Genomic DNA, 24,890 nt, shown 5'->3' on the forward strand with positions numbered 1-24,890 from the left:
AAATGGAAAAGCTTTTTGCTTTTTTTATATACCATCATTTTTCTTCAGTAAAAAAATGCTATATATTCCAGCTCAAATTGACTTACTTTCTGAAAATGCCTTATACTAAATTACATGTAAACTATGAACTTCAACGCTTGTAAAAATATATATGCTTCAACAAAAATATATATTTTCTCATGTTAAAACTAAAGAACACACCTTTAAAAATTGGTGTGTTTTTATATGCTACCTAAAAACTAGTTGTTACATGTAACGACTTTCAAAGGAGGATTATCAATTTTTATGAGCATAAAGCCGAATAATAAATTCTTTTCCAAGAAAACAATGATAATTATGCCAATATTATTATTGTGCGCTTTTGCTTTTCATTATTTCTTTTTAACATCTAATCAAGCCTTTTCTGGTACAGGGGATGCGTTACGTCAATTTGGCTTTTTTACGTTTCTTCTACAACATGCCTTTAAAGATGGCAACCTTTTTTGGTCTTTTGATTATGGATTAGGTGGAGATTTATTTGGAGAGTTTAGTTATTATTACAGCACATCACCGTTTTTCTGGATTACACTGTTACTACCTAAACTAAGTCTTGAGCAAGTATATGACGTGAAATTATACATGAGTATTTTAAAAAACTTTTTAGCTATGGTATTCATGTATGGTTCTTTACGTTACCATAATAAAACAGCATTCTCATCTTTTGTTGCTGCTATTATATATGGTGGCTGTATTACTTTCATCCGCCACTCTTTACTATGGGATTTCATGGCTGATGCCATTGTATTTTTACCATTAGTAATATGGGGACTTGATAAATATATTATTGAAAAGAAGCACGGCCTTTTCCTAATCGCTGCTACTTTAATGGTAGCATCAAACTTTTATTTTGCTTTTATCACAAGTATTTTCATATTTATTTATGCATTATTCCAATACTTTGCGACACAACAAAATAAAACGATTGTCTCTTTTCTAACTTATTATATTAGAATCGGTTTATTGTACGGATTATCACTCGGTTTAGCCGCCGTTTGCTTCCTCCCATCAGTTAATGCCGTATTTAGCGCTGATCGACTATCAAAAAAGTTTGAGATACCATTATTATTTGAAGATAAATTTTATAAAGATTTAATGGAAAATATTTTCTTCATGTATAATGCTGAAAATCATCAATTAGCTTTACCAGCTTTAATTTTATTCTTAATCGTATTTGGAATGTTTATACGTGATAAACTCGTAAAGAATAAAGTATTCTTTACGTTATTCATGTTCATTCTGTTTATGCTTCCATATACATATTCTATGTTTAATGGTTTTTCAGCAATGCAATCTAGATGGTTTTATTTATTTGTATTTGTAATTGCCCAAACAATTGCATACATTCTAGATTGGATGATTATTCATAAGAAAGACTACAAATTACCTTATTTAATAAGTTTATTAGTGTCTATTGGATTATTCATTTATGCATTTTATAGAAAGGCAAATATAAATGTAACTGATAAACCTTTACAAGACGTTGATAACATTTTACTCGGAACTGTCGTTCTTTCTGTTATTACAGTATGTTTATGGCGTTATATTTCTAAACCTTTCATACAATTTTTAGTTGTATTGAACGTACTCGTTAGCACAATTTCTATGAATTATATGTATGCGAATAATATACTTAGCACAGTTTACGGACAGAGCCAGATTTCAACTGAAAAGTTACACGAACCAGGCTATGATAATCAAGAAGAAATTGCTGCAATTCGCTACATACAAGAAAATGATAAAGACTTTTATCGTATTCTTAATCCATATAGCGAATATAACACACCAATGCTACAAGGATATCATGGCGTAAGTACGTATCAAAGCTTGGTTAATTATTATGTCCATGACTTTATGAAAAATAAATATGGCGTATTCCAAATGTACGATACACCTTCAATGTTTTATCAAGCTGATAGTCGACTACTACTCGAAAATATGCTAGGTATAAAATATCGCGTATTAAGTGCTGATACAGATTCAAAGAATGTACCTTATGGATATAAACTATTACAGCAAGTAGGACCATATAATATTTACAAAAATGACTATGCTTTACCGTTAGGATATGTATATGATTCGGCTATAAGTGAAGAAGAATTTTCTAAATTAAACTTCGCTCAGCGTGATCAATTATTATTACATGCTGTTGTCGTTAATAATACAAAAGAATTTTCATTAAACCATTTTAATAAACAAGACCTTAAATCAAAGGCAGTATCTATTAAAACGGAAAAAGCAAAATTCGAAAACATGAAAAAACAAGAAAATAAACTAATTGTTCATGGCTTTGGAAATATGATTGTACCTATCAATTATCCTGATACACCTGGTGATCTACTGATAGAATTAAAATTAAAAAATGCAGGCACATTCAATGCAACTGTTAATGGAAAAACGATAGGAAAAGGGGACGATGCTGGTGCATACTCTTATCCGTTAGAAAGGTTTGTTTACAATTTGGGCAATGAGCGTCCAGAAAACCTAACTATCTCTATTGATATGGCAGGTGAGTATGAATTAGGTGACTTGCAAGCAAATATTGTAAACTATGAAAGTATACAAAAAGAAACAAAAAAACTAACTGAAAATAGGCTTGAAAATATTTATTATAAGAACAATTATTTAAAAGGGGATATCAAATCAAATAAAGACGGGCTCTTATATCTATCTGTCCCATATAGTAAAGGCTGGACTATAAAAATTGATGGGAAAGAAACAGAATTTACGAAAGCGAATTCTGCCTTTATCGGTGTTCCAATTACAAAAGGTTCACATGTAATCGAAATGACTTACGTTACACCTTACTTCAAATTAGGTATGACTATATCAATCATCTCACTAATTATCTGTATAGCTTTACTAATTTTCAAAAATCCAAAAGCACGACGAAAATTTTCTTTTAAAAAGCAATAATGAGCACTTAATGAATCATGAAGCTATCTATTTAGATAGCTTCCTAAAATAATATCTAAATATTATTTTAATCCACTACAAACAAGGAGTGTCAAACATGACCCTTTCAATAGTTGTACCATGCTACAATGAAGAAAAGGTGCTTCGAGCCTTTTATTCAGAGACTTCCCTTGAAATTCATAAATTAACTACCGATTATGAATTTGTTTTTGTTAATGATGGTAGTAAAGATGATACTTTAAATATTTTACGTGATTTAGCTAGTGCAGATTCATCGGTACACTACATATCATTTAGTCGAAACTTCGGAAAAGAAGCTGCAATGTTAGCTGGTTTAAAATATGCTACAGGCGATGCAATTGTTATTATGGATGCTGACTTACAACACCCTCCTACGTTAATAAAAGAACTGTTAGAAGGATATAACGACGGCTACGACCAAGTCATTGCAAAAAGAACAAGAACTGGTGATTCACCCGTTCGCTCTTTCGTCTCTCGTCTTTACTATAAAGTGATGAATAAATTTGTAGATATTGAATTAGTAGACGGTATTGGTGACTTTAGACTTTTAAGTCGAAGAGCAGTAGATTCTTTATTATCTTTAAGTGAATACAACCGATTTTCAAAGGGCTTATTTTCTTGGATCGGTTATAACGAATTAATCATTGAATATGAAAATGTATTACGTTCTGATGGAGAGAGTAAATGGACCTTCTCGAAATTATTAAATTATGGAATTGATGGTGTAATTTCATTCAATAATAAACCGTTACGTCTATCTATATATCTTGGATTACTAACAACCATTTTAGGACTTTTATACGTAATCACTACGTTCGTTCAAATCATCCTCGGTGGTGTGGAAGTTCCTGGTTACTTTACTCTCATTTCCGCTATACTATTTATTGGCGGTATTCAACTCATATTCCTAGGTGTTATTGGTGAATATATCGGTCGTATTTATTATGAAACAAAACGTAGACCGCATTTTATTGTAGCTGAAAAGAAAGTTAGTGAAGTTAAACAAAAGGCATAACCAAAAAGTTACTTCTGTAGGAGAAGTAACTTTTTTATATACTAACATTTACAAACACTTCTTTTGAAAAAATATACATTTTGAAATGATAGCATTATATGAAAGAATTTAGTATCATGATTCAAGGTACTATTTCAAGTTGGACGGAGGATACTATGAGCTTATTAACAGTTGAAAAATTAGGACATACATTTGGCGATCGTACATTATTTAAAGATGTATCTATGCGATTATTAGCAGGTGAGCACGTTGGATTAGTTGGTGCAAACGGTGTTGGTAAATCAACATTCATGAATATCATTACTGGTCAGCTTATTCATGACCAAGGTCGCGTAGAATGGACACCGGGCACACATTACGGCTACTTAGATCAGCATACTGTTTTAACACCTGGGCGTACAATCCGTGACGTACTAGCGGATGCATTTTTACCGTTATTCGAAAAGGAAAAAGCTTTAAATGAAGTTACAGAAAAAATGGGAACTGCTACACCAGAAGAACTAGAAGAACTTCTTGAGCAAATGGCAGAAATACAAGATGCACTTGAAGCAGGTGGTTTCTACTTACTAGATATGAAAATTGAAGAGGCTGCACGTGGTCTTGGAATTGATGCAATTGGTTTAGATCGTGATGTTTCAGCATTAAGTGGTGGACAACGTACAAAGGTATTGCTTGCAAAGCTATTACTTGAACAGCCAGAAGTGTTATTGCTTGATGAACCTACTAACTATTTAGACGTTGAACATATTCATTGGTTAACAAATTATTTGAAAGAATATCCACATGCATTCTTATTAATTTCTCATGATACGGAATTTATGAACAAATGTGTTGATGTTATTTTCCATCTAGAATTCACAAAAATGACACGCTATACAGCGACATATGAAAAATTCCTAGAACTAGCAGAAATCAATAAAAATCAACATATAAACGCTTATGAAAAACAGCGCGAGTTTATCAAAAAGCAAGAAGACTTCATTGCAAAGAACAAGGCTCGTTATTCAACGACAGGTCGTGCAAAGAGTCGTCAAAAACAACTTGATCGCATGGAACTTATTGATCGCCCAGAAACAGCGATTAAACCTGAATTCTCATTTAAAGAAAGTCGCGCAAGTAGTCGCTTCGTCTTTGAAGGTGAAAATGTAGAAATCGGATATACGCATCCTCTACTACCAAAGCTATCAATGACGATTGAACGTGGTGAAAAAATTGCTATTGTTGGATGTAACGGTGTTGGTAAATCAACGTTGCTAAAAACAATCTTAGGTAAAATTAAACCTTTAAGCGGTAAAACAAGTCTTGGTGACTTCTTAGAGCCTGCATACTTTGAACAAGAAGTTAAAGCTGATAATATAACACCAATTGATGATGTATGGAATACATTCCCTGGCCTAGACCAGCATCAAATTCGTGCGATGTTAGCAAAATGCGGATTAAAAAATGAACATATTTCTCGCCCATTAAGTCAATTAAGTGGTGGAGAACAAGCAAAAGTTCGTTTATGTAAGCTAATGGGTGAGGAAAGTAACTGGCTATTATTTGATGAGCCGACAAACCATCTTGATGTTACAGCAAAAGCGGAACTTAAGAAGGCTATGAAAGCATATAAAGGAACAATTCTCCTTGTATGTCACGAACCGGACTTCTATGAAGATTGGATCACAAAAGTTTGGGATGTTGAAGAATGGTCTCAAAATAGTAAGTAGTCTTTAAGAAAAAACTCCTTGTGTAGACAAGGAGTTTTTTACTTATTTTTATTAAGAATTTTTTATATTGTAGTATCCTATAAGGCGTAATCGAAATTCTTTTAATTCCGGATACGCCTCTAAATTTGCTAACATACCTCTAATTACCGGAATTCTTGGATTAAGCAATCGTATTTCCGCCTCTAAAACATCTAATGTAACCAACAGCTCATCATCCTCTAATTGATCAGCTAAAGTGCGCTTAAATACAATAATCTCTTTTAAAAAATGTTCTTTAACTTGTTCCTTAATAAGCTCTGATTTACAAAGGAATTCTCCAAGCTTTTCTTCATGTAAAATAGGTTCTTCCGAAGATTCTACTAAGCCATTTACTAAATTATCTACTCTTTTTAAAATAAAAGCAGCTACATACGATAAATCAATTTCTGGTGCTTGTAAAATAATTAATTCTAAATACCCACGGCATATGCCTTCTACCATAATTACTAAATCCAATAAATATGGCATAACCTTTTCACCATAAATGGACAATAAACTATTCCGATAAAATGCATGAGACTCTAACTTCATCCGCATCATAAATTCTTCTACTTCTTTATTAAACGGAATCGCATTTTCTCTCGCATGCATAATAATAAATTCTTTATGCTTTTGTATATCATTAAACTGACAATGTAATTGTTTTGCAAATTTTTCACGTGGTAATAAAAACTCTTGTTCAATATCCAGCATTTTCTTTTGGATTTTGTCATAATAATATCGAAGTGTCGCTAATAAAAGCTCATCTTTCGATTTAAAATATAAGTAAAAAGCTCTCTTAGATATACCACTAGCTGTCACAATTTCCTGCACTGATGTCGCATTTACACCCTTAGTAGCAAATAACTTCATAGCCGATTCTATAATTAAACGCTCTTTTTCTTTCATATCTTCTCTCCTAAATTTAATCTCGCATCTTATTATAAATGTATTATACCATCTCTTTTTATTGACGATTGACCGAATGGTCAGTTATATTATGTATTAGACTGACCAGTTGGTCAATATAATAAAAAGGGAGCGCAAACATGAACAAAATCATCAATTTCTCGTTAAAAAATAAGTTCGCAGTTTGGCTACTAACCATTATTATTACTATTGCGGGGATCTACTCTGGACTCAATATGAAGCTGGAAACAATCCCTGATATTACAACACCGATTGTGACAGTAACTACGGTCTATCCTGGTGCTACACCAGAAGAAGTAGCTGATAAAGTTTCAAAGCCGATGGAAGAACAACTACAAAATTTAAGCGGTGTTAACGTTGTGAGTTCATCATCTTTTCAAAACGCATCTTCTATTCAAGTAGAATACGATTTTGATAAAAATATGGAAAAAGCAGAAACAGAAATTAAAGAAGCTCTCACAAATGTAAAACTCCCAGAAGGTGTTAAAGATCCTAAAGTTTCACGAGTAAACTTCAATGCCTTTCCAGTTATTTCGTTAAGCGTGGCAAGTAAGAATGAATCTTTAGCTACCTTAACTGAAAATGTAGAAAAAAATGTTGTACCAGGATTAAAAGGACTTGATGGTGTTGCATCTGTTCAAATTGCTGGCCAACAAGTAGATGAAGTACAGCTTGTCTTCAAGAAAGATAAAATGAAAGAACTAGGACTAAGTGAAGATACCGTAAAAAATGTGATTAAGGGATCGGATGTATCTTTACCACTTGGCTTATACACATTTAAAGACACGGAAAAATCAGTTGTTGTAGATGGCAATATTACAACGATTAAAGCGTTAAAAGAACTTAAAATCCCAGCTATACCTTCCTCACCTAACGGTCAAGGTAGTCAAAATGCTGGCGCTGGTGCACAAACGCCGCAAATGAATCCAGCTGCTATGAACGGGATTCCAACAGTTACATTAGACGAAATTGCTGACATTAAAGAAGTTGGGAAAGCAGAATCTATTTCTCGAACAAATGGAAAAGAAGCAATTGGAATTCAAATTGTGAAGGCCTCTGATGCAAATACAGTTGATGTTGTAAATGCAGTAAAAGATAAAGTAAAAGATCTTGAGAAAAAATATAAAGATTTAGAGATCATTTCAACATTCGACCAAGGTGCACCTATTGAAAAATCAGTTGAAACAATGCTGAGCAAAGCAATTTTCGGTGCTATCTTTGCGATTGTTATTATTATGCTGTTCCTACGAAATATTCGAACAACGTTAATTTCTGTCGTTTCAATACCACTTTCTTTATTAATTGCTGTTTTAGTCATAAAGCAAATGGATATTACGCTTAACATTATGACACTTGGAGCAATGACCGTTGCTATAGGCCGCGTTGTCGATGACTCAATTGTTGTTATTGAAAATATTTACCGACGTATGTCGTTATCAGAAGAGAAATTACGTGGAAAAGATTTAATTCGTGAAGCTACGAAAGAAATGTTTATCCCGATTATGTCTTCCACCATTGTAACAATTGCTGTATTTTTACCGCTTGGACTAGTAAAAGGTATGATTGGTGAAATGTTCTTACCATTCGCCTTAACTATCGTCTTCGCTTTATTAGCATCATTACTAGTAGCAGTTACAATCGTACCGATGCTAGCTCATTCCTTATTTAAGAAAGAGAGCATGAGGGAAAAAGAAGTACATCATGAAGAAAAACCAAGTAAATTAGCAAATGGGTATAAACGCATACTTGCATGGGCTTTAAATCACAAAATTATTACATCAAGTATCGCTGTCCTTCTATTAGTTGGTAGTCTTGCACTTGTACCAGTTATCGGTGTAAGTTTCTTACCTTCTGAAGAAGAAAAAATGATTATTGCAACATATAATCCTGAACCAGGTCAAACGTTAGAAGACGTTGAAAAAATTGCAACAAAAGCTGAGAAGCACTTCCAAGATAATAAAGACGTCAAAACAATTCAGTTCTCATTAGGTGGAGAGAATCCAATGAGTCCTGGTCAATCAAACCAAGCAATGTTCTTCGTGCAATATGATAACGACACGAAAAACTTTGAAAAAGAGAAAGAACAAGTCGTTAAAGATTTACAGAAGATGTCTGGCAAAGGCGAATGGAAAAACCAAGACTTCGGAGCAAGTGGCGGTAGTAACGAAATTAAACTATACGTTTATGGAGATAGCTCAGAAGACATTAAGCCTGTCGTAAAAGATATTCAAAATATCATGAAGAAAAATAAAGACTTAAAAGATATAGATTCTAGTATTGCAAAAACATATGCAGAGTACACTTTAGTCGCAGATCAAGAAAAGCTGAGTAAAATGGGCTTAACGGCTGCTCAAATTGGAATGGGACTTTCTAATCAACATGATCGTCCTGTTCTGACAACAATTAAAAAAGACGGTAAAGATATCAATGTATATGTAGAAGCTGAAAAACAAAATTATGAAACAATCGATGACTTAACAAATCGCAAAATTACAACACCACTTGGTAATGAAGTAGCTGTGAAAGATGTTATGACTGTAAAAGAAGGTGAAACATCGAATACAGTAACACACCGAGATGGACGTGTTTATGCAGAGGTTAGTGCCAAATTAACATCTGATGACGTTTCAAAAGCATCTGCTGCAGTACAAAAAGAAGTAGATAAAATGGATCTTCCTTCTGGTGTAGATGTTTCTATGGGCGGTGTTACTAAAGATATTCAAGAATCATTCAAGCAACTTGGCCTAGCGATGTTAGCTGCGATTGCCATTGTATACTTCGTTCTTGTCGTTACATTTGGTGGTGCCCTAGCACCATTCGCAATTTTATTCTCGCTACCATTTACAATTATTGGGGCTCTTGTTGCCTTATTAATCTCTGGTGAAACATTAAGTGTATCTGCAATGATTGGTGCGCTTATGTTAATCGGTATCGTTGTAACAAACGCAATCGTGCTTATCGACCGCGTTATTCATAAGGAAAATGAAGGACTATCAACACGTGAAGCTTTATTAGAAGCTGGTGCAACACGCCTTCGTCCAATTTTAATGACTGCAATTGCAACAATCGGTGCTCTTATCCCGCTTGCATTAGGATTTGAAGGTAGTGGCTTAATTTCTAAAGGACTTGGCGTAACGGTAATTGGTGGATTAACAAGTTCAACGTTATTAACACTTCTTATTGTTCCAATCGTTTATGAAGTATTAAGCAAATTTAAAAAGAAAAAAACAAAATAACAAAAAAATAACCTCGCTAACTGCGAGGTTATTTTTTATTTCCAAACAAGATTAGGAAATCGCCATAGCCTTCTTTCTCTAATTCCTCTTTTGGAATAAATCGAAGAGCTGCGGAATTAATACAGTAACGAAGGCCATTTGGTCCTGGACCATCTGGAAATACGTGCCCAAGATGTGAATCTCCTTCTTTACTTCTCACTTCTGTACGTGTCATATTATGACTCACATCCATCTTTTCTTTCACACTTGCTGACACCACTGGTTTTGTAAAACTAGGCCATCCACATCCACTATCAAATTTATCTAGAGAAGTAAACAACGGCTCACCTGAAACGATGTCTACATAAAGACCTTCCTCTTTATGGTTCCAATACTCATTTCGAAATGGTGGTTCTGTACCATTTTCCTGTGTTACATAATACTGCATCTCATTGAGTTTTTCTTTTAAATGAGCATTATCCTTTGGCCAATGTTGCTTAATAAAAGCATCTCGTCCTGAGCCTTTACGATATAACTCATAGCGGAATGTGTTTTTCTTATGGTATCCTTGGTGATATTCTTCAGCTGGATAAAATGTAGCTGCTGGTAGTATTTTTGTCGCAATTGGTTTTGAAAAGCGTCCACTCTGCTCAAGCTCTTCTTTTGAGGTCTCTGCTTTTTTATGTTGTTCTTCATTATGATAAAAAATCACCGTTTCATAAGACTGTCCGCGGTCGTGGAATTGTCCACCAATATCGGTCGGATCAATTTGTCTCCAATATATATTTAACAATTCCTCATACGGCATTTTATTTGCATCAAATGTAATTTGTACTGCCTCATAATGTCCCGTCGTTTCTGAACATACTTCTTTATACGTTGGATTCTCTTTATGACCACCTGTATAGCCAGAAACAACCTTTATAATCCCTTCCATCTCTTCAAATGGCGAAACCATACACCAGAAGCACCCTCCAGCAAATGTAGCCAATTCTACCTTTTCATTTACAGCCATTACTTCACCCCTATTCTATGTTCTGCTTACAGTATGGCATAAGAAACATCATATTATAAAAGAAAAAGCACCGAACATCGATGCTTTTTCTTTACTTCACTTTATTTTTTCCAACATCCTTCTCCATTTCATCACTTGTCACGTCTAAAACATCTAATAAGAAGATGAAGATTGGAATACCGATAATTAATCCCCATACACCTAAGAAGTGTTCTGAGAAGATTAATACCATAAATGTATAGAAAATCGGTAAATTTGTTTTTTGCGACATAAACTTCGGGTTTAATACGTAACTTTCAAGCGCATGAATCACTGTTACGATAACCAAAATATAAACAACGTACATGATACCGCCAATATTGTAAGCAATCATACAAAGTGGGAATAACGAAATGATAACCCCTGCTACTGGAATTAAGCCAAGCAAGAAAATCATTAACGCTAAACCTAATAATTGTGGGAATCCTAATATCCATAATGCGATAACTGAAAGAACACAGTTAACAACAGCAATTAAAAATTGCGCTTCGATTACCTTTCCAAATGAACGTGCAAATTTCTTTCCGAAGTACTCAATTTCAGTATAGAAAATTGCAAGCCTGCTTTCTTTAAACTTTGCAGTAAAACCGACAATACGAGATTTTTCTAATAAGAAAAACAAACTCAAAATTAAAGAAAGTAAAACTTGAAGGCCAAATTTACCAACATTCGTAATCGATTTATACAAAATGTCTACGCCTTGTCCTACATATTTAGAAAGCTCCATATGATTGACAGCATTAACTGCATACTTAATTAGTTCACTATCTGGTGGGTTTCTTAAAAATACATTGAATTGGTAAATCAGTTGTGAAATTTGTATCGTCAATACTGGTAAATATTTAAATAGCGTAATAGCAATTCCACCAATTAACATTACATATAGAAACGCTATAATAATTTTTCGATTAATAGGCATGAAATGATCTAATTTGCGTGAAATAAACTTTTGGAATCGATCCATTAAATACGTGAGAATAAACGTAATTAATATTAAATTCAACATACTTTGCAGCCCGTATAACACGAGAGCAAGTATTACTAATACGAGTAACCTCTGGAATCCTTTGCTTTGAAACAGGTTTTTTATTTGCATAATCGACGAATACTCTCTCCTGTCCTATAAACTAAAACGTTAATAAGTAGATTTCTCTCTCTTTTCTACTTTTAATTATTCATTCATATTAAGATTTTTATAAACTCATTATATGCCTACCTTACCAGGTATATAGTAGCCTACTTCTTATTTTACAATACAATGACCTAATTCAAAACGTATTCTACATAGTATTAATGAAGATTTAAGGAAACTTACATTTTTTAATAGGTCTTACCACTACTGTAACATAAAAAGCAAGCTATCAGTAGAAATCTGTCCTACAAATAGCTTGCTTTTCTTATTTTTTAAGTAAGTTTTACTATCCAATGAATGGCATGAACATTGGGATGACAACTACTGTTACAACCCCAACTACCGTTACAGCAATACTTGCCATCGCTGCCTCTACCTCACCCATTTCAATTCCTACTGCAACTCCTAATGCATGACCCGCTGTTCCAAGTGCTAAACCTTTTGCAATCGGATGTTTCACTCTAAATGTTTTTAAGAATAATGCTCCTAATGCGTATACGATAACTGCGTTGAAAATAACTGCAAACGATGTAATTGCTGGAATACCACCAATACTTTCTGAAATTGGTAACGCAATTGCTGTTGTTGCTGCTTGTGGTAGCATTGAATTCATTACTGCTGTATCTAAACCGATTGCTTTTGCAACAATGAACACGACAATTACTGAGCAAATAGATCCAACCACGATAGCTGATAAAATTTGCCACCAATATTTTTTCAACTTATCAACTTGTTTATATAGTGGGATAGCGAATGCAATTGTTGCTGGCTCTAAGAAGAAACTAATCATTTTTCCGCCAGTATTATATTCTTCAAAAGTAAAGTTACCTACCTTTAGAAATACAATCCCTAATACCATCGCCACGAATAATGGTGTAAATAGGAAGAACCCTTTTGAATGCTTGAATAATAATGTTCCGATTCCGTATGCGATTAATGAAACGACGATTCCGAAATATGGAGTCATTGTGCTTGCCATGTTCATTACCTCCCAACAATATATAAATACAATGGTTACGCAACCTTTCCGTGCTTGCGTCCTTTATTTACTACTTTCAATTCTTTTGTATCTTCTGTTTCTTTTTCATCTTTTCCTAAAATAAATTGTGCAAATAATCCTGTTACAGCGAGTAAAATAACTGTTGCTACAACAATTACAGTTAAAATTTGTACAAAGTATTGTCCCATTACACCAAGAGAATTAATAACTGAAATACCTGATGGGACGAATAAGAATCCAATAATACCTGTTAAAGCTGTTCCGAGTGATTCAACTTGCTCCAATTTAATAACTTTTAAACATAATAGACTAAATAAAATAACTAACCCGATTACCGATGAAGGCATTGGAATTGGTAAATGTGTTGCAATAATATTAGAAATTAACATAATAGCTGAGAATATGAATGCTTGTGATAAGAAACTATATACTTTTTTCGTACTCATTTTGGCCACCTCTTTCGATTTGGTACCTTTATTGTATAGGATATAACCGCCCGAGTAAGCGTTTACATAACAGAGCGTCAAATATACAGAATCAGTTACAAATATAAAAGGATGAAATACAAAAGCTGCTCCTTAAATACGAAGCAGCTTCTTGAGTTCTTTTGCATATGTACGACTAACAGGTACTTTTGATCCTTCTTTCATGATTAAATTATAAGTAGAGTTAAACCATGGCTGAATTTCAGTAATATGATTAATATTTGCAATAAAGCTACGATGAACACGCATGAAACTTACTTGCGGCAACTTCTTTTCCAAAATCACAAGTGTATCGTGTGTTACATATGTTTCCCTCATTGTTTTTACTGTCACTTTTCCGTCCACAAGTCCTACATATACAATATCTTCAATATTAACAAGTACGATTGATTCTTCAATTGGTAATGCTAATTTATGCATCTCTACTGTTACATCTGTCCCCTTTATTTCGTGCTTCGTTTCTATTTGCGATTGTTTTTGTTTTTTATACTTCTTTAATGTCTGCACAATACGCTCTTCATCAAATGGTTTTAAAATGTAGTCTAACGCATCTACTTCAAATGCTTGCAGTGCATATTGATCATAGGCAGTAGCAAATACAATTGCAGGTGGATTTTTCATCTTCTTTAATATATTGGCGATTTCAAATCCGTTATCATCGGATAATTGAATATCTAAAAACACAATATCTGGTCTACTTTGCATTAGTTCTTCTAATGCGTCTTCCACACAATCAGCCTCACCAATTATCTCAACTTCTTTCGTTCTCTCTAATAAATACTTTAGTTCATCACGTGCTAACATTTCATCGTCAACTACTAATACTTTTAACAATCTGCTCTTCCTCCCCTACTTTTTTTGGAATAACAAAAGTAATCTCTGTCCCCTCATTTAATTCACTTTCGATATGAAGCATCGTTTCTTTTCCAAATAATCCAATAAGACGTTCATTAATATTATATAAAGCTGTTCCAGTCCCTTTCTTTGACGAAACTACCATCTTTCCTAATTGTTCTAAACGTTCTTCCTCAATTCCCTGCCCATTATCTTTTACTTCAAAATGAACCATACCCTCTTTTTCAAAAACATGCACTTCTACTTCACATACTGGTTGCTTCTTCGGAAAAGCGTGTCGCAATGCATTTTCAACCAATAGTTGAAGAACAAATGGTGGTACTAAAGTTGTCTTTAGCTCGTCCTCAATATACATCTTTACCTCATACTTATTTGGGAACCTTGCTTGTTCTAAGGATAAATATGCCTGTACATGGTTTAATTCTTGTTCTAGTGGAATCAATAACTGACGTGCCCCTTGCAAATTACATCGGAAATATACGCTAAGCTGTAATAATAACTTCCTTGCTTTTTCTACATCTGTTCGGCATAAAGCTGATACTGTATTAATCGCATTAAATAAAAAATGCGGGTTAATTTGTGCTTGTAATGCCTTTATTTCCGCATCTTGCAATAATTTACTTTGCAACTCAGCTTCACCTAATTCAAGTTGTGTAGAGAATATTTTTGCTAATCCTTCTGCTAATTCCTCTTCCACACGACTTAACTGGTTAGGATTTTTGAAATACAGTTTTAATGTCCCTATTGTATTTCCATGTGAAGTTAGTGGAATAACAATCGCCGCTTGCAAAGGGCAGCCTTCATGTTGACAATTAATAACCTCACGTGATTTTGCTTTCATTATTTTCCCTGTGTGTAACACTTCTTTCGACAAACCAGTTATTAAACTATGTGACGGAATATGGTGATCTGATGCTAATCCAACATGAGCTAATATTTTCTCTGTATCTGTTAAGGATACCGCATCTGTTCCTGTAAAGCGGTGAATAATTTGTGCCACATGCTTACACGATTCTTCTGTTAAGCCTTGGCGAAAATATGGTAACGTTTTATCTGCAATACGTAATACCTTATGAGTCTGAAGTGCCTTTGCGTTCTCTTCCTGACGCAAAATAGCTTGTATCATAGAAAGTAAAATAAAACTTCCAAAACTATTTACAAGGATCATTGGTATCGCAATTGTTTTCACAATGCTCATTCCATCCTCTACAATTAATAGGATCATAATCATTTCTAAAGAAACGATAAAAACACTTAAAATCGCTGAAAACTTAGGGGTAATTGTACGGTTATATTTTTTAAAAATGTATCCGATATAACCAGTTATAACGCCTGCTAAAATTGAAGAGATTGCACAACTTAGAGCTGTCGTCCCTCCAAGCATATAACGGTGAATACCAGCAATTGATCCTACCCCAATTCCGACGATAGGACCACCAAGCAATCCACTAATTCCAACACCCATAATACGTGTATTTGCAATGGTACTCGATGATGAAACACCTTGTAACCAATTTTCATTCATAATCGTATTTCCTGCTATTTCAATCCCAGTGTAATTGCTTACAATTGTAAATACCGAAAAAATACAAATAAGCTTAAGCTTATCTACATAGCCATCCTGTTTATGAAGGAGGCGTCTGAAAGTTTTAATATGAGAGAGTAAAAATCCTAAAATAACTATAAGTCCGACTCGTTCAATCATCATGAGTACTAAATTTAGCATCTTTGATTCATTCCTTTTTATTTAGTTAGTTTTATTATGGGAAAATAATGAAGTCGGCGTCAAGAAGAACGAAATGTTTTTTGAAATATTTTACACATAATAACTTCCTCTTTATTTGACAATACATATAGAAGAGTGCTAAAAATAAAGTAATATAATACAGTCCTTTAACCCAACCCCGTGAGGTTGAGAAGGAAGTCGGAATACAATATACGTATGTTCTTTTCTTGGGGATACGTATGCTTTTTTGGCCTTCTCATCATATCAGGTGAGAAGGCCTTTTGTTATTCTTCCATAGCGACTGTAGAAAATAAGGAGGAGTAATAATGAACGTCACTACTGATGTACAACAAACAACAGAGGAGACAAAAGCGAAAAGATATAAAACATTATTTGGTTCTGCGCTAGGATATGCAGCAGAAGGTTTAGATATGTTGCTATTATCTTTCGTACTTGTCTATATTTTAAAAGAGTTTCACTTAAGTCCTGTTGAAGGTGGAAACTTAACTTTAGCTACCACAATAGGAATGTTAATTGGTTCTTATTTATTTGGATTTATTGCTGATTTATTTGGCCGTATTCGTACAATGGCCTTCACAATCTTACTGTTTTCACTAGCAACCGCACTCATTTATTTCGCAACAGACTACTGGCAATTATTAATTCTGCGCTTTTTAGTTGGAATGGGAGTTGGTGGTGAATTCGGAATCGGAATGGCCATCGTAACAGAAACATGGTCTAAAGAAATGCGCGCTAAAGCGACATCTGTTGTTGCACTTGGATGGCAATTTGGTGTACTGATTGCTTCACTCCTTCCAGCATTTATTGTCCCACACTTTGGATGGAGAGCCGTTTTCTTATTTGGATTAATTCCAGCTTTACTAGCTGTCTATGTCCGTAAAAGTTTAAGTGAACCGAAAATATGGGAGCAAAAACAACGCTACAAAAAGGAACTATTGCAAAAAGAAGCTGCAGGTAAATTAACAACTACTGAAGCAGAACAACTAAAACATATAAAAAAATTTCCACTTCGAAAGTTATTTGCCAATAAAAAAGTAACAATTACAACAATTGGTCTTATTATTATGTCGTTCATCCAAAACTTCGGATATTACGGAATCTTCACATGGATGCCCACTATTTTAGCAAATAAATATAACTATACATTAGCAAAAGCAAGTGGCTGGATGTTCATTTCTACCATCGGTATGCTAATTGGAATTGCAATCTTTGGTATTCTAGCTGATAAAATTGGTCGCCGTAAAACTTTTGCAATCTATTATATTGGCGGTACAGTATACTGTCTCATTTACTTCTTCTTATTCACAGATTCAACATTATTATTATGGGGAAGTGCATTGCTTGGATTCTTTGCAAATGGAATGATGGGAGGATTTGGAGCAATTTTAGCTGAAAACTATCCTGCTGAAGCTCGCTCTACCGCCGAAAACTTTATTTTCGGTACAGGACGTGGGTTAGCTGGATTGGGGCCTGTTATTATCGGCTTACTTGCTACAGGTGGCAACCTACTTGGAGCATTGTCCTTGATTTTTATCATCTACCCAATCGGGTTAATTACAATGCTACTATGTGTACCAGAAACAAAGGGAAAAGTATTAGATTAAACGTAAAAGAGGAAGCATCTCATTTAAGATGCTTCCTCTTTTACGTTTTTATTTATTTTGATTTACTAGCCTTCTGAAATAAGAATGCAGTTTTATCTTCTTCTTTTACAATACCTTGTTTTAATGCTAATTCTCCCGCAACTTTAGGCGCTAACCATAGCATTGGGAATAACAAAATTGATACCGGAACTGCCGTCACCACGATAAACGATTGTAGCGCATTAATACTTCCTTCACCCATATATAAAAGAATTGCTGCAACTGCGCCCATAATAAGCGACCAAAAAATTCGCAAACTAATTCTAGGATCTCCGTCTCCAGTCACTGCCATTGAAATGGAATACGCCATTGAATCTCCTGTTGTCACTACAAATAAAATTGTTAATAAAAGAAATGCTGGTCCAATAATATTAGAAAGTGGCAATTGCCCTGTAATTGCAATCATAGCTGCCGGCATACCAGATTCACTTAATGCGTCCGAGATAGACCCAGGATTCATCAACTCATAAAACACGCCTGATCCACCTAATATAGTAAACCAAAATGTTGTAATAATAGGTGCGATAATTCCAATTGCAACGATGATTTCTCGAATCGTTCTCCCTCTTGAAATTCGACTCACTAAAATTGCCATCATTGGTCCGTATCCAATAAACCATCCCCAGAAAAAGATTGTCCAAGATCCTAACCAACTTGTATCACCACGGTATGTGCTCATCGGTATAAACTCATTTACATAAAATCCAAACGAAGAAACAAACGAATCAATAATAAATCCACCTGGCCCAAATAGTAATATGAATGCCATTAACACAATTGCTAATCTAACATTTAAATTACTTATAATTTGAATCCCTTTATCAATACCTGTTACTGCCGATATGGTAGACACGGCCACCACACAAACAATAATTGCTAATTGAGTAGTAAACACATCAGAAACTCCAAATAATTCTTGTAATCCATAACTTGCTTGTAAACCTAAAAATCCAATTGGGCCAATTGTACCTGCAGCTACTGCAATAATTGCAGCTGCATCAATTATCGTTCCAAGCAGGCTCTTTCTTAATTTTTCCCCAAAAATAGGATATAAAAGTGTTCGAGGTTTTAGCGGCATATCTTTATGATAATGTCCATACATCATAACTACCGCACTAATTGTACCTAAAATCGTCCATGCTAAAAATCCCCAATGCATATAACTTTGTGCTAAAGCAGGCATGACTGCTTCTTTCGTTCCAGCAGATATACCATCATGTATTGGTGGCACCGTCATCAAATGATACATTGGCTCTGCTGCTGCCCAAAAAACGCCACCTCCAGCAAGTAATGTAGACATAATAATAGCAAGCCATTTTGCCGTACTAATCTCAGGTTTTTCTAATCCCCCAAGCTTAACTCTCCCATATTTGGAGAAAGCCATACACATCGCAACAATAAATGTACCTAATAATAAAACTTGCCAGAAGGCACCGAAATATTTAATTGAAAAAGCGAAACTTTTATTAATCGCACTCTCTACATAATCCTTGTTCAAAAAAACTGCAATTACAAATAATAAAAGTGAACCACCACTAATAATAAATACAGGCCAATCAGTTTTTCGACTCTTCATCCTCATTTATACTTCCTCCTTCCTCAGCAATCAAAAAAAACAACTTTATTATGTTTTATTGTTTAAACCCAAAACATAATAATTATATATGCATAACATTTTATCGACTTCCCACATACTTATGTTGTCCCTAAAAATATGCCAAATCCCTTATTAAAAAGAAAAATCCTCTTCCTCTTACATAAAAAAGCAAAACAAAAGACCTTATATTTCTATAAGGTCTTCGAAACAGAAATTTGATTATAACATAAGGTACTCCTTGGTTCAAAAAGCCTCTTCCAAAAATAACCGAGAGTAAAGGCTTCCATTTGCTACATAACAGTAATTAAAAAAAATTATATTTCACAGAAAAAACCTACACTAAATATTATTTATGAAAGAAATTTGGCTTCAAAATTTCATTCGGATACGGTTTATGATAAATGTGAGTGGTAGCTGGAGATAATGGCGGAATAAGCCATACCCAATTACCTGTTACAACACGACCACAAGCAGCTTCTTGCTTCTCAAATTGCTGAAATTGTTGTGCAGCAGTATGGTGATCAACAATACTAACTCCTTGTTTTTTAAAGGAGTGTAGTACGGCAATATTCAACTCAATTAGCGCCTTATCTTTCCATAAGGTACCGTTTCTCGATGTATCTAAATCCATCATCTCCGCAACAGCCGGAAGTAAATTATAACGATCATGATCTGCTAAGTTACGCGCCCCAATTTCTGTTCCCATATACCATCCATTGAACGGAGCGGCTGTATAAGAAATACCACCAATTTCTAAACGCATATCTGAAATCATTGGAACACCATACCATTTTACTCCAAGTGATGAAATAGGGTATTCTGGGTGTTCAATTGGCACTTCTTTTACTTCTTCTCTCGGAATTTCTTTATATGTAGGCGCCTTCCCGTTTATAGAGAACACAAGTGGCAATACATCGAAATTCGTACCTTCTCCTTGCCAACCAAGCCCCTGACAAAAGCCCGTAAATGTAGCGGAATGAGAATCACCAATCACTCCCGTTTCTGTTTTATATCCTGCATATCGAATCAATTGGTGATTATAAATTCTTATATTATTTTCCTCACCTTGATATTGCTTAAAAATCGTAATGGTTGGTTTAACTTTCCCGTCGTTCGTTGCATATTTAATATGATGAATTAATGCATTATATACACCCTCTTCATCATTTACTTCGCGCGCATCTAATATGTGCATCTTACTCCAAAATAGTCTTCCAATACATCTATTACTGTTACGCCATGCCATTCGTGAACCATGAACAAGTTCTTCAAATGTATGCTCATATGTCCCTGTCTTTTCTATCTCAATTTGAATTTCTTTTATACGTTCTTCTATCAATTGTTCTTTATGAAGCTCCTTATAACAAATCGTAATAAAATTACTTGCTTCCTCTATTAATTGTTTCGTTTTACTCATAAACAATCTCCTTCTATTTCAACAAAACCCTGCTACTTTACAGTATAAGCAAAAAGGATAGGAGTCACAAATGAAAGTGAGAGTGTTACTTTTATTGTAATATTTTTCAGAAAATTAATGGACTTACTATTGACTTATATGGAAAATGGGTGTATTTTTGACTCAGGTAAAGTATTTTTACCTAGACCAACTTTTTAAGTGGAAAGGAGGTAATGTTATGTCTTCATTTCAATTGCCAAAGCTTTCATATGACTATGATGAACTAGAGCCACATATTGATAGCAATACACTTTCCATTCATCATGGAAAGCACCATGCGACATACGTAAACAATTTAAATGCTACTTTAGAAAATTATACTGAATTACATAATAAATCTTTAGAAGAATTGCTATGTAATTTAGATGCTTTACCGAAGGAAATTGTTACAGCTGTACGAAATAACGGTGGTGGTCACTATTGTCATAGTCTTTTTTGGGAAGTGATGAGCCCACGAGGTGGCGGTGAGCCTAATGGAGACGTTGCAAAAGTAATTGATTATTATTTCAATACCTTTGACAACTTAAAAGATCAACTTTCCAAAGCAGCTATTAGTCGTTTTGGAAGTGGCTATGGATGGCTTGTTCTTGACGGTGAGGAACTCTCTGTTATGAGTACACCAAATCAAGATACGCCTTTGCAAGAAGGGAAAATCCCCTTACTCGTAATTGATGTATGGGAACATGCTTATTATTTAAAGTATCAAAATAGGCGCCCAGAGTTTGTTACCAACTGGTGGCATACAGTAAACTGGGACCAAGTAAACGAGAAGTATTTACAAGCAATTCAATCACAAAAACATTAGTCGTACGTATAAGGTAAATTTGGTAATGTAAAATCAGTATTGTCGAAATCCTCCAGAATCCCCCGGATTGCCACCGGGGGATTTATGATTACTTCATTGTATTTATATAATGTTTTAAAACATTTTTCATTTCTAGTTTCAGCTCTCGGAACAAAAATCCGAATTCACGAGCCTTTCCATTATGTAATGTACAGTTAGTTACCTCATTATAAGGAGCTATATTTTCCCCAGCTTTCTGAATGAGTGCTTTTATTCCTGTCTTCTCTTCTATGAAATGAATAATTTCTTCCGTAGAAACTACCCCGTTACTACAGGCGTTAATTGGCCCTTTCACATTTTCCATTCCGCACCAAGCTAGAAACTCTCCTGCCTCTTTTTCATGTATAAATGACAAAGTTCCATCTACATGATCCACAACGATAGGTTTTTGGTTCACAATACATTCAACGTAAAATTGTAACCTTTTCGTATAATCGTTTTCTCCAATAACAACTGGAAAACGAACTGCAACAACTGGGAATGTTGCTTGTTGAAATACAACGGCTTCAGCTAATCTCTTTCCTTCACCATAATTGAAGTCATTCCTATCTCCATACGCGATTGCATAATCGTACGGATTAAAGTCTTCTTCTGATAAGCTTAGGGCAGGTTCATAGACGGCCATTGAAGATGTCATAACATATTTCTTCGTTTTCCCTCGTAACACTTCACATATTATCTTCGCTGCATTCGAGCTATAGCATAAATTATCGTATACAATATCATAACTTTTTCCTTCTAGACGCTTTTCTAGTAGCTTTCCATCTTCTCTATCAATAATTATTCTTTTTACTGCGCTACCAAAAGAATCTTCAGTAACTCCCCTCGTCGCAATCGTTACATCGTGCCCCTCTTGCAAAAGTGCTTCTACTAAATGTTTACCAAAAAATCTTGTTCCCCCTAGCACCAATACTTTTTTCAACTTCATCATCCCCATTTTAGCAAATTGTAAAATACTACCTCTCTATTATAAGTGCCAACATATAAAAAGCATGGAATTCGTTTAACGATTCCATGCTTTTCTACAGAAAATATATTAACGTACTCGATATTTATAAATACAATAACAGAAGTACAAAATAGAAATTACTGATACATAAACCCATAGTTCATATACAAATCCCTCTCCCCACACTCCCATAAAATAAAAGAGTGAAGGTAAAGTCAATGTTACCCATGATTGTACGAAGGCAATCCTTCCAAGATATTGATTAATGTTCTTCTTTTGTGTATTTAATACAAAGAATAAATACCAAAGTAATGCCCACATAAACCACGTTAACGCATTAACAACATCATGGAATTGAACAAATGAAACAACCATATAGAATAAGGCTATAATTGCTACCCAAATACAAAACCATCCTAGACCACTACTATCCATTCCTTTTATAAAAGTAACACCTACATATAAATAAGTTAATCCAAATAAGAAAGTAGCCGCATATGAATACACTGTCCAATTGCTTTGGTCAGAAATCATGATCAAATAAAACGGAATAATAATTTGTAGTGCACCCACAAATAAATTAAAAACACCCGCACTTTTCATCTCTGCTTTCCCTAATATAACAAGACTATTTAAAAATAAAGCTGCCCCTGAAAGTAATAATCCTACATAACCCATATATATTCGTGTGAAAATCTTTACCTTTCACACTTTTAACCTCCCCACACTATAAAGTGATACTTATATTATTTTTCTTCCCATTTAAAACTACATACATAATTTTTCATCCAAATAAGTCAGACCTCCTACCTCAAAAAGGAGCGAACTTAAAACGCTTTCAATAATAAATAATCCTATTAAAACATGAACTAGGATTCCTTGATTATAAACGGACTCTAGCAATGATACAAGTGTTGGAATACTTTTCAATAATACGCTTTCAATTTCTATAAAAAATTAATAAAATAATACATTCCTCTATCTCATTCTACTACCTTCTAGCATAAGATATTGTAAAATCACATCATTTAAAACAGCGAACGTTCTTTTCTAGGTTCGCTAATAAAATTAATAAAAAATGACCTCTTGCTTTTATGCAAAGGTCATTTTTTTATATTCATCATTAAACTTCTAAATAGCCATTTTTATTATTTGATTGCCATTTCCAAGAATCTGCACACATTTCTTCTAATCCGCGTGTTGCCTCCCAGCCTAATTCACGCTTTGCTTTCGATGCATCAGCAAAACATACTGCCACATCACCTGGGCGACGCTCTGTAATTTTATAAGGAACTTTCTTACCCGAAACTTTTTCAAACGCTTCAACCATCTCTAGTACACTATAGCCCATACCTGTGCCCAGGTTATAAGCATCTACTCCCGTTGTACTCAGTACTTTCTCAAGCGCCTTTACGTGACCATTTGCTAAGTCCACAACATGGATGTAATCACGGACTCCTGTTCCATCTTTCGTTGGATAGTCATTTCCGAATACGCTTAATTCTTTTAACTTACCTACCGCTACTTGCGTTACATATGGCATTAAGTTATTTGGGATTCCATTTGGATCTTCTCCGATACGCCCACTTTCGTGTGCACCAAATGGATTGAAATAGCGAAGTAACGCGATACTCCATTCTGCATCTGCAAATGCTACATCACGCATAATTTGCTCAATCATTAATTTCGTTTGACCATATGGATTTGTTGCACTTAATGGAAACTCCTCCGTAATCGGTGACGTTTCCGGGATACCATATACAGTTGCAGATGAACTAAAGATTATCTTCTTTACATTATGTTTCTGCATTACTTCACATAGCACTAACGTGCTTGTAATGTTGTTATGATAATATGTTAATGGAATCGCTACTGACTCCCCTACAGCTTTAAATCCTGCAAAGTGAATAACTGCTTCAATTGCATTTTCTTCAAAAATTGCGTCAAGCGCTTCGCGATTTAAAACATCTTCTTTATAAAACTTAAATTGTTTTCCTGTTATTTCTTTCACTCGATTTATAGATTCTACCGAGCTATTCGAAAGGTTATCCACTACTATAACTTCGTAACCGCTATTTAGTAATTCTACACATGTATGACTACCAATATATCCTGCTCCACCTGTTACAAGTATTGCCATAATTATAGTCCTCCATATTTCATTCATTATAAACTTCTCAAAGTATATCACATATTTCTTATCCTATGTTTAACATGCGAACACAGAAACTTACATTTTATCCCATAATAATTTTATAACATATACGA

General features: G+C 34.3%; 18 protein-coding genes and 1 pseudogene. 6 read left to right on the plus strand and 13 right to left on the minus strand.

Annotated features, from left to right (window positions below; translation table 11 throughout):
- Nucleotides 1-285: 285 nt before the first annotated feature.
- The 3 genes from NST90_RS25790 (at nucleotide 286) to NST90_RS25800 (ending at nucleotide 5,697) form a co-directional block, all read left to right on the plus strand.
- Nucleotides 286-2,952, plus strand: a complete 2,667-nt coding sequence (locus NST90_RS25790; protein WP_046393131.1) for a YfhO family protein — start codon at nucleotides 286-288, stop codon at nucleotides 2,950-2,952.
- 97 nt (nucleotides 2,953-3,049) lie between these two features.
- Nucleotides 3,050-3,988 (plus strand): glycosyltransferase family 2 protein, encoded by a 939-nt coding sequence (locus NST90_RS25795; protein ID WP_000175825.1) that lies wholly within the window; start codon nucleotides 3,050-3,052, stop codon nucleotides 3,986-3,988.
- A gap of 155 nt (nucleotides 3,989-4,143) precedes the next feature.
- Nucleotides 4,144-5,697: an ABC-F family ATP-binding cassette domain-containing protein gene (locus tag NST90_RS25800; RefSeq protein ID WP_000055410.1), complete on the plus strand. Its 1,554-nt coding sequence runs from the start codon at nucleotides 4,144-4,146 to the stop codon at nucleotides 5,695-5,697.
- Nucleotides 5,698-5,748: 51 nt separating this feature from the next.
- Here the strand turns inward: NST90_RS25800 and NST90_RS25805 are convergent, their stop codons facing one another.
- Nucleotides 5,749-6,624 (minus strand): TetR/AcrR family transcriptional regulator, encoded by an 876-nt coding sequence (locus NST90_RS25805; protein ID WP_283748287.1) that lies wholly within the window; start codon nucleotides 6,622-6,624, stop codon nucleotides 5,749-5,751.
- Between the two features lie 140 nt (nucleotides 6,625-6,764).
- Here NST90_RS25805 and NST90_RS25810 point away from each other — a divergent pair, with 140 nt between their 5' ends.
- Nucleotides 6,765-9,881 carry an efflux RND transporter permease subunit gene (locus NST90_RS25810; protein WP_283748288.1) on the plus strand — a complete coding sequence of 1,039 codons (3,117 nt, stop codon included), beginning with the start codon at nucleotides 6,765-6,767 and terminating at the stop codon, nucleotides 9,879-9,881.
- Nucleotides 9,882-9,909: 28 nt separating this feature from the next.
- Here NST90_RS25810 and msrB read toward each other — a convergent pair whose 3' ends face one another.
- The 7 genes and pseudogenes from msrB to lytS all read right to left on the minus strand — a co-directional run bounded on the left by msrB (nucleotide 9,910) and on the right by lytS (nucleotide 16,112).
- Nucleotides 9,910-10,362 (minus strand): peptide-methionine (R)-S-oxide reductase MsrB, encoded by a 453-nt coding sequence (msrB, locus tag NST90_RS25815; protein WP_255256834.1) that lies wholly within the window; start codon nucleotides 10,360-10,362, stop codon nucleotides 9,910-9,912.
- A 45-nt stretch (nucleotides 10,363-10,407) separates the two neighbouring features.
- Nucleotides 10,408-10,875, minus strand: a pseudogene (gene msrA / locus NST90_RS25820) (peptide-methionine (S)-S-oxide reductase MsrA); the annotation flags it as partial.
- A 91-nt stretch (nucleotides 10,876-10,966) separates the two neighbouring features.
- On the minus strand, nucleotides 10,967-12,010 hold the full coding sequence (locus tag NST90_RS25825) for an AI-2E family transporter (RefSeq protein ID WP_001166010.1): 1,044 nt from the start codon (nucleotides 12,008-12,010) through the stop codon (nucleotides 10,967-10,969).
- Between the two features lie 322 nt (nucleotides 12,011-12,332).
- The gene (lrgB, locus tag NST90_RS25830; protein ID WP_000168869.1) at nucleotides 12,333-13,025 is read right to left on the minus strand and encodes an antiholin-like protein LrgB; all 693 of its coding nucleotides are present in this window, start codon (nucleotides 13,023-13,025) and stop codon (nucleotides 12,333-12,335) included.
- Nucleotides 13,026-13,060: 35 nt separating this feature from the next.
- Nucleotides 13,061-13,492 carry an antiholin-like murein hydrolase modulator LrgA gene (gene lrgA, locus NST90_RS25835; RefSeq protein WP_000104901.1) on the minus strand — a complete coding sequence of 144 codons (432 nt, stop codon included), beginning with the start codon at nucleotides 13,490-13,492 and terminating at the stop codon, nucleotides 13,061-13,063.
- A 132-nt stretch (nucleotides 13,493-13,624) separates the two neighbouring features.
- The gene (locus NST90_RS25840; protein ID WP_000921843.1) at nucleotides 13,625-14,365 is read right to left on the minus strand and encodes a LytTR family DNA-binding domain-containing protein; all 741 of its coding nucleotides are present in this window, start codon (nucleotides 14,363-14,365) and stop codon (nucleotides 13,625-13,627) included.
- The gene (gene lytS, locus NST90_RS25845; RefSeq protein ID WP_000933561.1) at nucleotides 14,343-16,112 is read right to left on the minus strand and encodes a two-component system sensor histidine kinase LytS; all 1,770 of its coding nucleotides are present in this window, start codon (nucleotides 16,110-16,112) and stop codon (nucleotides 14,343-14,345) included. The genes NST90_RS25840 and lytS overlap by 23 nt, the downstream gene beginning before the upstream one ends.
- 326 nt (nucleotides 16,113-16,438) lie before the next feature.
- Here lytS and NST90_RS25850 point away from each other — a divergent pair, with 326 nt between their 5' ends.
- Nucleotides 16,439-17,737, plus strand: a complete 1,299-nt coding sequence (locus tag NST90_RS25850) for an MFS transporter (protein ID WP_046393132.1) — start codon at nucleotides 16,439-16,441, stop codon at nucleotides 17,735-17,737.
- Between the two features lie 52 nt (nucleotides 17,738-17,789).
- On the opposite strand, the gene NST90_RS25855 is transcribed toward NST90_RS25850, so the two are convergent.
- Entirely contained in the window at nucleotides 17,790-19,358 is a 1,569-nt protein-coding gene (locus tag NST90_RS25855; RefSeq protein ID WP_001242445.1) for a BCCT family transporter, read from the minus strand.
- A 361-nt stretch (nucleotides 19,359-19,719) separates the two neighbouring features.
- Entirely contained in the window at nucleotides 19,720-20,790 is a 1,071-nt protein-coding gene (locus NST90_RS25860; RefSeq protein ID WP_025709645.1) for a nitric oxide synthase oxygenase, read from the minus strand.
- A gap of 217 nt (nucleotides 20,791-21,007) precedes the next feature.
- Between NST90_RS25860 and sodA the strand changes: the two genes are divergently transcribed.
- Nucleotides 21,008-21,634, plus strand: a complete 627-nt coding sequence (gene sodA / locus NST90_RS25865) for a superoxide dismutase [Mn] (protein WP_000094037.1) — start codon at nucleotides 21,008-21,010, stop codon at nucleotides 21,632-21,634.
- An 88-nt stretch (nucleotides 21,635-21,722) separates the two neighbouring features.
- Here the strand turns inward: sodA and NST90_RS25870 are convergent, their stop codons facing one another.
- The 3 genes from NST90_RS25870 to galE form a co-directional block, all read right to left on the minus strand.
- Nucleotides 21,723-22,610, minus strand: a complete 888-nt coding sequence (locus NST90_RS25870) for an NAD-dependent epimerase/dehydratase family protein (protein ID WP_002025132.1) — start codon at nucleotides 22,608-22,610, stop codon at nucleotides 21,723-21,725.
- A gap of 99 nt (nucleotides 22,611-22,709) precedes the next feature.
- A complete protein-coding gene (locus NST90_RS25875; protein WP_000542569.1) occupies nucleotides 22,710-23,300 on the minus strand; it encodes an AmiS/UreI family transporter in 591 nt (196 codons plus the stop codon).
- A 445-nt stretch (nucleotides 23,301-23,745) separates the two neighbouring features.
- Nucleotides 23,746-24,762, minus strand: coding sequence for a UDP-glucose 4-epimerase GalE (gene galE / locus NST90_RS25880; RefSeq protein ID WP_000996540.1), 1,017 nt, complete (start codon nucleotides 24,760-24,762; stop codon nucleotides 23,746-23,748).
- Nucleotides 24,763-24,890 lie beyond the last annotated feature (128 nt).

It is taken from the genome of Bacillus sp. FSL E2-8900 (assembly GCF_037966225.1).
Lineage (GTDB): Bacteria > Bacillota > Bacilli > Bacillales > Bacillaceae_G > Bacillus_A > Bacillus_A cereus.

Coding starts and splice junctions, on each gene's coding strand:
- NST90_RS25795 (WP_000175825.1), top strand. CDS start 3,050: ATGACCCTTTCAATAGTTGTACCATGCTACAATGAAGAAAAGGTGCTT.
- lrgB (WP_000168869.1), bottom strand. CDS start 13,025: ATGGCAAGCACAATGACTCCATATTTCGGAATCGTCGTTTCATTAATC.
- lytS (WP_000933561.1), bottom strand. CDS start 16,112: ATGCTAAATTTAGTACTCATGATGATTGAACGAGTCGGACTTATAGTT.
- NST90_RS25860 (WP_025709645.1), bottom strand. CDS start 20,790: ATGAGTAAAACGAAACAATTAATAGAGGAAGCAAGTAATTTTATTACG.
- galE (WP_000996540.1), bottom strand. CDS start 24,762: ATGGCAATACTTGTAACAGGTGGAGCAGGATATATTGGTAGTCATACA.
- NST90_RS25800 (WP_000055410.1), top strand. CDS start 4,144: ATGAGCTTATTAACAGTTGAAAAATTAGGACATACATTTGGCGATCGT.
- NST90_RS25790 (WP_046393131.1), top strand. CDS start 286: ATGAGCATAAAGCCGAATAATAAATTCTTTTCCAAGAAAACAATGATA.
- NST90_RS25850 (WP_046393132.1), top strand. CDS start 16,439: ATGAACGTCACTACTGATGTACAACAAACAACAGAGGAGACAAAAGCG.
- NST90_RS25870 (WP_002025132.1), bottom strand. CDS start 22,610: ATGGGGATGATGAAGTTGAAAAAAGTATTGGTGCTAGGGGGAACAAGA.
- sodA (WP_000094037.1), top strand. CDS start 21,008: ATGTCTTCATTTCAATTGCCAAAGCTTTCATATGACTATGATGAACTA.
- lrgA (WP_000104901.1), bottom strand. CDS start 13,492: ATGAGTACGAAAAAAGTATATAGTTTCTTATCACAAGCATTCATATTC.
- NST90_RS25805 (WP_283748287.1), bottom strand. CDS start 6,624: ATGAAAGAAAAAGAGCGTTTAATTATAGAATCGGCTATGAAGTTATTT.
- NST90_RS25855 (WP_001242445.1), bottom strand. CDS start 19,358: ATGAGGATGAAGAGTCGAAAAACTGATTGGCCTGTATTTATTATTAGT.
- NST90_RS25810 (WP_283748288.1), top strand. CDS start 6,765: ATGAACAAAATCATCAATTTCTCGTTAAAAAATAAGTTCGCAGTTTGG.
- NST90_RS25825 (WP_001166010.1), bottom strand. CDS start 12,010: ATGCAAATAAAAAACCTGTTTCAAAGCAAAGGATTCCAGAGGTTACTC.
- NST90_RS25875 (WP_000542569.1), bottom strand. CDS start 23,300: ATGGGTTATGTAGGATTATTACTTTCAGGGGCAGCTTTATTTTTAAAT.